Source organism: Actinomycetota bacterium (assembly GCA_040755895.1).
In the GTDB taxonomy this organism is placed as follows: domain Bacteria; phylum Actinomycetota; class Aquicultoria; order Subteraquimicrobiales; family Subteraquimicrobiaceae; genus Subteraquimicrobium.
This window is the reverse complement of record JBFMAG010000026.1, coordinates 1-8,204: the sequence shown is the minus strand read 5'-3', so window position 1 is coordinate 8,204 and position 8,204 is coordinate 1. Positions and strand designations below refer to the sequence as shown.

Below are 8,204 nucleotides of genomic sequence, written 5' to 3'. Positions count from 1 at the left end.
TGAGCAAACATCTCCTGAGCAAAGTCGAAGGAATCCAAAGTTCAAAACATAAATGAAATAGGGTTTAGGATTTCAAAAATTTTAATTTTGGATTTGTTTGGGATTTGGGATTTCGAATTTAGGATTTAGGACTTAAGTTGCAAACTTAGCTTCTGGAATTATGTCCAGGGCATATGCATTTAAATGAAGTTGCCAATGGGTGGAGAAGATGGAAAAAATTGCGGAAAAAGAGGACGATAAACTGCAAGAGTTCCTAAGATACCTCTCGGCGGAGCGAAATATGTCCCCCCACACCTTAAGGGCCTACATGAGGGATATAAAGCAATTCTTGAATTACCTGCAAAGAGCCAGTAAAATGTGGAATTCAGTCGATCATATAATTTTAAGGCGCTACCTCGCCTACCTTCACACATTGAACTACAACCGGACAACGATCGCTAGGAAACTGGCATCCATTCGCTCATTCTTCAAATATTTGCAACGAGAGGGATACTTAAACACGAACCCAGCTGCTCTACTTTCTTCCCCCAAGTTGGAAAAGAAACTTCCCAAGGTGTTGAGGATCGATGTGGTGAAAGAGCTTCTCTGCACCCCTGATCATTCCACCTTAGGTCAAAGGGATAAAGCAATTTTAGAGACCCTCTATGCAACGGGTATCAGGGTGAGCGAGCTCGTTGGGATGAATATCGATGCTGTGAATTTCGCTCGCCAGGAGATCAAGGTTTGGGGTAAAGGTAGCAAAGAGAGGATCGTGCCCATCCACAAGATAGCCCTTGATGCCATCGCAGAATACCTTGCTAAAGGATACAAGGAGCTCGCCCGTTGCACCCGTGCACAGAGGGACCGTGCCTATCAGCAGGCCCGCCTGCCGGCAAGGCAGGCAGGGAAAGCCCTATTTTTGAGCAGTAGAGGGAATAGGCTTTCGACAGTTTCGGTGCGAAGGATACTCAATAAATATATGAGACAGATGGGCATGAGCTTGTCCGTAAGCCCCCACGTCCTTAGACACACCTTTGCCACACATCTCCTGGAAGCCGGAGCTGATTTAAGAACAGTCCAGGAACTCCTGGGACATGTTGATTTATCATCCACTCAAGTTTATACTCATCTCAGCAGGAAGAGCCTTAAGGAGACATATATGAGAACCCACCCGAGAGCCATTAATCGGGGTTGAGGTTGGGGTTCGACTGCAGAGGGAGACTTCTGGTGGAGAAGTCCGATAGCAAATCTGAGATAGAAAAGCTTTGGAAAGAATATAAAGCCGCGAAATCAAAGTCCGCTAGAGAAAAACTCATCCTCCATTATTCGCCTCTTGTAAAATATATAGCCGGTAGAATTGCCGCCAGTTTGCCCCAAAATGTGGATACTGCCGATCTCGTAAGTTACGGAATCTTTGGTCTCATCGATGCCATAGATAAATTTGATCCCAGCAGGGATATTAAATTTGAAACCTATGCCATCTCTCGAATCAAGGGAGCTATCATCGACGAACTCAGATCGCTGGATTGGGTTCCTCGCTCGGTCAGACATAAAGCCAAGGAACTAGAGAGGGTCTATGCAGAATTGGAGAACAAATTCAAGCGAGTACCCACCGATGAGGAAGTTGCAGAGGCTCTTAAGATGTCCATCGAAGAATTGCATGAGCTCTTGAACCAACTCAGTTACACGACGCCCGTGGCTTTAGAAGAGTTGTGGACGATCAGTTCGGATAAGAATGATAGAGTGAGCCTGATCAATACCCTGGAAGATACCAGGGTGAAGGATCCTTCAATGATCTTTGAATTATCCGAGCTAAGAGACATTTTAGCCAAAGCCATTGATAGATTACCCCAAAGAGAGAAGATTGTAATCGCCCTATACTATTATCGAGGTTTGACCCTTAAAGAGATCGGGGAAATCTTGGGGGTAACGGAATCTCGAGTTTCGCAACTTCATACGAAGGCAATTCTCCGCCTGAGAGCAAGGCTTAAGGATATAAAATCGCTGCTCTCAGGGGAATAGAGGAACATTTAAAAAGTTGTCTGCATTGTGGTATTATGCTACACTGTTCCAAATACACACGTCCATGGACCTTCTTTCAGGTGCCCTGCACTGGGTGGAAGGAGGGAAGAAGTGGACGGAGGGAAAACTACACCTGCCAGCTTGCACGGGCAACGATGGCAGGCAAGGGGAAAGGAGGTGCAATATGGCAGTTGTTTCGATGAAGCAGTTATTGGAGGCAGGGGTGCATTTTGGTCATCAGACTCGCAGATGGAATCCCAAGATGAAGCCCTATATTTTCACCGAACGAAATGGTATTTACATCTTGGATCTGCAACAAACCCTCGAGCTTATTGAAATCGCCTATGACTTTGTTAGAGACATAGTCAGCCGGGGAGAGCTCGTTCTCTTTGTGGGAACCAAAAAACAGGCTCAGGAAGGGGTAAAAGAGGAAGCCACAAGGTGTGGCATGCCCCACGTTAACTATAGATGGTTGGGCGGAACGCTCACCAATTTTGAGACCATACGAAAGCGGCTGGAAAGATTGGAGGAACTCGAGGAAATGAAGTCCCGGAATCTCTTGGACCTCCTATCCAAAAAGGAAGTTTTAAAACTCGAAAAAGAATACGCCAAGTTATTGCGGAATCTCGAAGGAATTAGAGGAATGAGTAAACTACCCGGAGCGGTGTACATAGTAGATCCGAAGAAGGAGAGAATCCCCATTAAAGAGGCGAGAAGATTGGAGATTCCCATTGTGGCCATCGTGGATACCAATTGCGATCCAGATGAGATTGATTTCGTCATTCCGGGGAATGATGATGCAATCCGAGCCATAAATTTAATCACAAAGATCATAGCCGACGCGGTACTGGAGGGGAAAGCCAGCCAAGTAATGGTGGAGGAGAAAGAAGCCGAAGCACAACAGACGGCTGAAAGTGCATAATATTCCACTTCAGGGAGGTTTGATATATGTCCGTTTCTACTCTTAAGATAAAACAGTTAAGGGAACTAACTGGAGCAGGCATGATGGATTGCAAAAAGGCATTGATAGAGGCGAAAGGAGATATTGAAACGGCTACCCAGATTCTTCGAAAAAAGGGTCTCGCCGATCTCAAAAAAAGAGCGGAAAGAACCGCCAAGGAAGGATTGATAGATGCCTACATACACGCGGGCAAAATTGGAGTTCTGGTCGAGATTAACTGCGAAACCGATTTTGTGGCGAAAAATGAAGAATTTAGAAAATTTGCTCACGACATCGCTATGCACATTGCTGCAACCAATCCAAGTTACATCTCCCGTGATCAAGTTCCCTCAAAATTGATTAAAAAGGAGAAGGAAATATATCACGCTCAAATAAAAGATAAGCCCGATAAAGTCATAGACCGAATTGTGCAGGGAAAGTTGGAAAAATTTTTCGAAAGCACCTGTCTCCTTGAGCAACCCTTCATTAAAAATCCCGATATCACCATCGAAGACCTCCTAGCAGATTTGGTAACAAAGATCGGGGAAAATATCGTGATTAGACGTTTCATCCGTTTTGCATTGGGTGAAACTATCTCTCAAAATTAAGGTAAAAAGCCAAACGGGAGGTTAGCGTGGGGAAAAAGTTTAAATACAAGCGCATTTTGCTTAAACTAAGCGGGGAGGCTCTGACCAATTCACTGCAATATGGAATCGATCCTAAGGTCATGGCCTCCATCGCCAAACAGGTGAGAGAGCTTAGCGACGAAGGCGTGGAAATTGCCATAGTTGTAGGTGGGGGAAATATTTTCCGTGGAATAGCCGCTAGTGCAGCGGGTGTGGATAGGGCAACGGCCGATTACATTGGCATGCTTGCCACCGTCATGAATTCCCTGGCTCTCCAGGATGCCCTAGAGAAAGAGGGAGTTGTTACCCGAGTCCAGACGGCCATAAGCATGCATCAGGTAGCCGAACCCTATATTAGACGCCGAGCCATCCGTCATCTTGAGAAGGGCAGAGTGGTTATTTTCGCAGCGGGTACGGGAAATCCCTACTTCAGCACGGATACCGCCGCTGCTCTTAGAGCAGTGGAAATTGGAGCAGAAGCCATACTCAAAGCCACCAAGGTTGATGGGGTTTATGATTCGGATCCCAAGATTAACCCCAAGGCAAAAAAGTTCCCCGAACTCAGTTACATTGATGTCCTCAATAAGGGTTTAAGGGTCATGGATGCCACAGCCATTTCCCTATGTATGGACAATAATCTCCCCATCATCATCTTTAATTTAGCACAGCCGGGAAATATCAAGAAGGTTTTGGAGGGAGAAAAAATTGGGACCATTGTTCAGGAAAAATCCCAAGGAGGGTATAAGGGTGATTAGTAAAACGATCCCCGAAATCCTCGCAGAAGCGGAGAGGAGAATGAAAAAAGCCATAGCCGCCACAGGTGGTGAGTTCACGGGTGTCCGAACTGGGAGAGCTTCAGCCTCACTTCTGGATAGAGTCATGGTGGATTACTATGGAACAAAAACCCCCCTAAATCAGCTGGCGACGGTCATGGTGCCGGAGCCCCAGCTGATAGTCATCCAACCTTGGGACAAAAGTTCCATAGGAAATATCGAAAAAGCCATCCTCAAGTCGGATTTGGGTCTCACCCCTTCAAGCGATGGAAATGTAATTCGCCTACCGTTTCCTCCCTTGACTGAAGAGAGGCGTAAGGAACTGGTCCGCGTGGTAAGAAAAATGGCTGAGGAGGGGCGCATCGCCATCCGAAATGTTAGAAGAGATGCCAAGGAAGCTCTGGAGGATCTAAAGAAAGACGGGGAAATTTCGGAGGATGAGTTCGAAAGGGCCAAAGAGAAGCTCCAAAAGATCACCGATAAATACGTCTCTGAAATCGATGAAATGCTGAAACACAAAGAAGAAGAGATAATGGGACTGTAAATTAGTTCACGGTTCACGGTTCATTGCTGGTAGAAATCGATTAAGAAGGAAATTAAGTGCTTGATAAATTGAGGAATTTATGTAGAAGTCTTCGTCAGTCCTATCAGAGGTCTCGCGAGGACTTTTTTTTGAAACGAATCGATCCCCAAAGGGTTCCTGCCCACGTGGCCATAATCATGGATGGCAATGGCCGATGGGCAACCAAGAGGGGCTTGCCGCGCTTGGCTGGTCATAGAGCTGGTGCAAATGCCATCCGAGAGGTAGTACGCACCGCTCCAGAAATAGGAATAAAGTGTCTAACATTATATACCTTTTCAAAGGAGAACTGGCAGCGTCCCAAGGAAGAAATAGAGGGTCTCATAGGCCTCTTCGAAGAAATGCTACGAAAGGAAGTGAACGAACTTCATAAGAACAATGTAAAGCTTAAGGTCATTGGACATCTCCATGAATTTCCAGAATCCACTCAAAGATGTTTCAAAGAGGCGATGGAGCTAACGAAAAATAACGAAGGTCTTGTCTTGAACGTAGCCCTGAATTATGGAGGAAGGACGGAGATTATGGATGCGGTGCGGCAAATAGCCCAAGTTGTTAAAAGCGGGAATATGGATGCGGACTCCATCACGGAGGAGACCTTAAGGGATCATTTATACACCGCCGACATCCCCGACCCTGAGCTGTTGATAAGAACGAGCGGTGAGCTTCGGGTGAGCAATTTTCTCCTGTGGCAGATAGCTTACACCGAGTTGTGGGTAACCCCCATCCTCTGGCCCGATTTTACAAGAAAAGATTTTTTGCAAGCGATTTATGAATTCCAGAGGCGAAAAAGGCGCTTCGGTGGACTTGAAACCGACTGATAAAAAGCTTTGAGGCTCAGGAGCTCGGTAGCTCAGCTTGCAACATCGGAGCTCTAAAGTTCAACAAAAGAATGGAAGTTCCTCTTGAAAAAGGAGAAGCCACGTTGAAGCAGAGAGTTTTGAGTGCGATTATTTATGGGATGATTCTTCTCGGCTTTTTATTTCTGGGTAGAGTCCCTTTCTTCATTTTGGTATTGGCCATGGTACTATTGGGTTTGCGTGAATTCTACTCTTTACCATTTGGAAACTCACAGCCAGATACTGGCGTGGGCATGCTCGGTGGAGCCTGCTTTCCCATCGCCGCGTTAATAAAGGGCCAGGCTGGTATAGGAATAGCTCTGGTTCTCTTAATAATTTTAGTATTGATAAGAGGATTACTAAAAGCAAAAAAACTCACCATTTACGATATGGCCCTCACAATCTTCGGGAGTTTATATGTCGGATTTTTACTCGCTCATTTGATTCTCATTCATGGTCTTGGCACAGGACTTGAAAGATTTAGTCTTTTAGAACCCTCCATAAACCGGGGGTCCCTCTCCGTGTTGCTCGTTTTCGTGGCCACTTGGGTTTATGATACGATTGCCTTTGGAGGAGGAAGATTAATGGGGAAGAGGAAACTGACTCCAAAGATAAGTCCTCAAAAAACCTGGGAGGGGACCATCCTGGGGTTGCTTGCAAGCTCCGCTGCTTTAGGTCTCATGGCATTCATCCCCCTATCTTTAGCAAAGCGGATTTTGATGGGGCTGATCATTGGAATTGCCGCGGTCCTTGGCGACTTATTCGAATCGAGTCTCAAAAGGGTGGCAGGAGTCAAGGATACAGGCTCGATCATTCCAGGACATGGAGGAATTTTGGACAGATTGGATAGCCTACTATTCACCGCACCAGTGGCTTACTATTTGTTGAAATTACTGTAGATGCCGGCTGCCATTTTCCAAAGCCAGTTCACGAGTAAAAATTTTTAAGGACTCCTATCGAACTTTGAATAATTGGCGGTGAGATGGTGAAAAGGATAGTTATACTGGGATCGACGGGATCGATAGGGCGCCAGACCATTGATGTGATCAAAAGAAATAGAAATGCCTTTAAGGTGGTTGGATTATCAGCCCATAAAAATATCGGACTTCTAGAGGAGCAAATCAGGGAATTGAACCCAATTGCCGTTGCCATATCAAATGAAAGGGCAGCGGAAAATCTGCGTGCACGCATCGAGCGTAAGATAGAGATTCTAGTTGGAACATGTGGGATTCAGGAGTTGGCAGTCATGCCCGAGGGTGATCTAGTGGTCAACGCATTGGTGGGTTCCATCGGTCTCGATCCCACCATTTCTGCACTGAAAGCTGGGAAAACTCTGGCTCTGGCGAACAAGGAATCAATGGTGGTTGGGGGAGAAATCGTCACCAAATTGGCCGCAAGGAGCGGAGCCCAAATCATCCCCATAGACAGTGAGCATAATGCCATTTTCCAATGCTTACAGGGGGAAAATCTAAAGGATGTAGTGAGAATAATCCTCACGGGCTCGGGGGGACCCTTCAGAGGATGCAAATTGGAGAATCTTAAAGATGTCACCGTCGAAGAAGCGTTGGCTCATCCCAGATGGAAAATGGGACCCAAAATTTCCATAGATTCGGCCACCCTCATGAATAAAGGATTGGAGACCATCGAGGCACATTTCCTATTTGGGATCGATTACGACGCAATTGAGGTAGTAATTCACCCACAAAGCATCATCCACTCCATGGTGGAGTTCAAGGATGGTTCGATAAAAGCCCATCTGGGGCAGACGGATATGCGCATCCCCATCCAATACGCCCTTTCCCATCCGGAGAGGCTTTCCTCACCTCTCCCCAGTTTAGATTTCTCTGAAATAAAGGAGCTCACCTTCGAAAAACCGGATATTATCAATTTCCCATGCTTAAAATATGCTTTAGAAGCTGGTAAGGAAGGTAAAACATTTCCCGCCGTTCTAAATGCAGTCAACGAAGAGGCTGTAAATGCTTTCTTAAATAGAAAAATTTCTTTCCCCGCCATTCCACACGTGATAAGGGAGGTGCTTGATTCTCACATCCCCCTGGAGGTAAGAAGCATAGGTGTGCTTAAAGAGGCAGAAAACTGGGCCCGTCAAAGGGCCAAATCGATTATACATGAGCTCGCTTAAACTTGGCTGGCAAATTGCAAATTTAAAATTAAAAACGAAAAATGTAAAACGATAAAGAAAAATTCAAAATTAAGGGGTTAGAAATAGTTTTTGCTTTTAGTTTTTCATCTAGGGTTTCATATAGAGTTTTATGCGAGGTAAAGCTTTATGGGTGTAATCAGTTTGGTCATCGCCATTTTGGGTTTAAATCTCCTCGTCTTTGTCCACGAGTTAGGACATTTTTTAGCAGCTAAACTCGCTGGGATAAAGGTATATGAATTCATGTTCGGTCTTCCCGGTCCCAAGATATTTTCCTTTAATGTGGGAGA

General features: G+C 45.6%; 10 protein-coding genes. All 10 read left to right on the top strand.

Annotated elements, in window-relative coordinates; all coding sequences use genetic code 11:
- The first annotated feature begins 208 nt into the window (after positions 1–208).
- Complete coding sequence (xerA, locus tag AB1466_01145; GenBank protein ID MEW6188709.1) at positions 209–1,174, top strand: site-specific tyrosine recombinase/integron integrase; 966 nt, start codon at positions 209–211, stop codon at positions 1,172–1,174.
- A 32-nt stretch (positions 1,175–1,206) separates the two neighbouring features.
- Positions 1,207–2,001, top strand: coding sequence for an RNA polymerase sigma factor WhiG (gene whiG / locus AB1466_01140; protein MEW6188708.1), 795 nt, complete (start codon positions 1,207–1,209; stop codon positions 1,999–2,001).
- Positions 2,002–2,185: 184 nt separating this feature from the next.
- Positions 2,186–2,923, top strand: a complete 738-nt coding sequence (gene rpsB / locus AB1466_01135) for a 30S ribosomal protein S2 (GenBank protein ID MEW6188707.1) — start codon at positions 2,186–2,188, stop codon at positions 2,921–2,923.
- A gap of 26 nt (positions 2,924–2,949) precedes the next feature.
- A complete protein-coding gene (gene tsf / locus AB1466_01130) occupies positions 2,950–3,549 on the top strand; it encodes a translation elongation factor Ts (GenBank protein ID MEW6188706.1) in 600 nt (199 codons plus the stop codon).
- 26 nt (positions 3,550–3,575) lie between these two features.
- A complete protein-coding gene (gene pyrH / locus AB1466_01125) occupies positions 3,576–4,322 on the top strand; it encodes a UMP kinase (GenBank protein MEW6188705.1) in 747 nt (248 codons plus the stop codon).
- A 40-nt stretch (positions 4,323–4,362) separates the two neighbouring features.
- The gene (frr, locus tag AB1466_01120; protein MEW6188704.1) at positions 4,363–4,884 is read left to right on the top strand and encodes a ribosome recycling factor; all 522 of its coding nucleotides are present in this window, start codon (positions 4,363–4,365) and stop codon (positions 4,882–4,884) included.
- A gap of 128 nt (positions 4,885–5,012) precedes the next feature.
- Positions 5,013–5,738, top strand: coding sequence for an isoprenyl transferase (locus AB1466_01115; GenBank protein MEW6188703.1), 726 nt, complete (start codon positions 5,013–5,015; stop codon positions 5,736–5,738).
- 104 nt (positions 5,739–5,842) lie between these two features.
- Positions 5,843–6,655 (top strand): phosphatidate cytidylyltransferase, encoded by an 813-nt coding sequence (locus AB1466_01110; protein MEW6188702.1) that lies wholly within the window; start codon positions 5,843–5,845, stop codon positions 6,653–6,655.
- Positions 6,656–6,738: 83 nt separating this feature from the next.
- On the top strand, positions 6,739–7,896 hold the full coding sequence (locus tag AB1466_01105) for a 1-deoxy-D-xylulose-5-phosphate reductoisomerase (protein MEW6188701.1): 1,158 nt from the start codon (positions 6,739–6,741) through the stop codon (positions 7,894–7,896).
- A 147-nt stretch (positions 7,897–8,043) separates the two neighbouring features.
- Positions 8,044–8,204: site-2 protease family protein (locus AB1466_01100; protein ID MEW6188700.1), on the top strand; the 161-nt coding region annotated here is incomplete at its 3' end.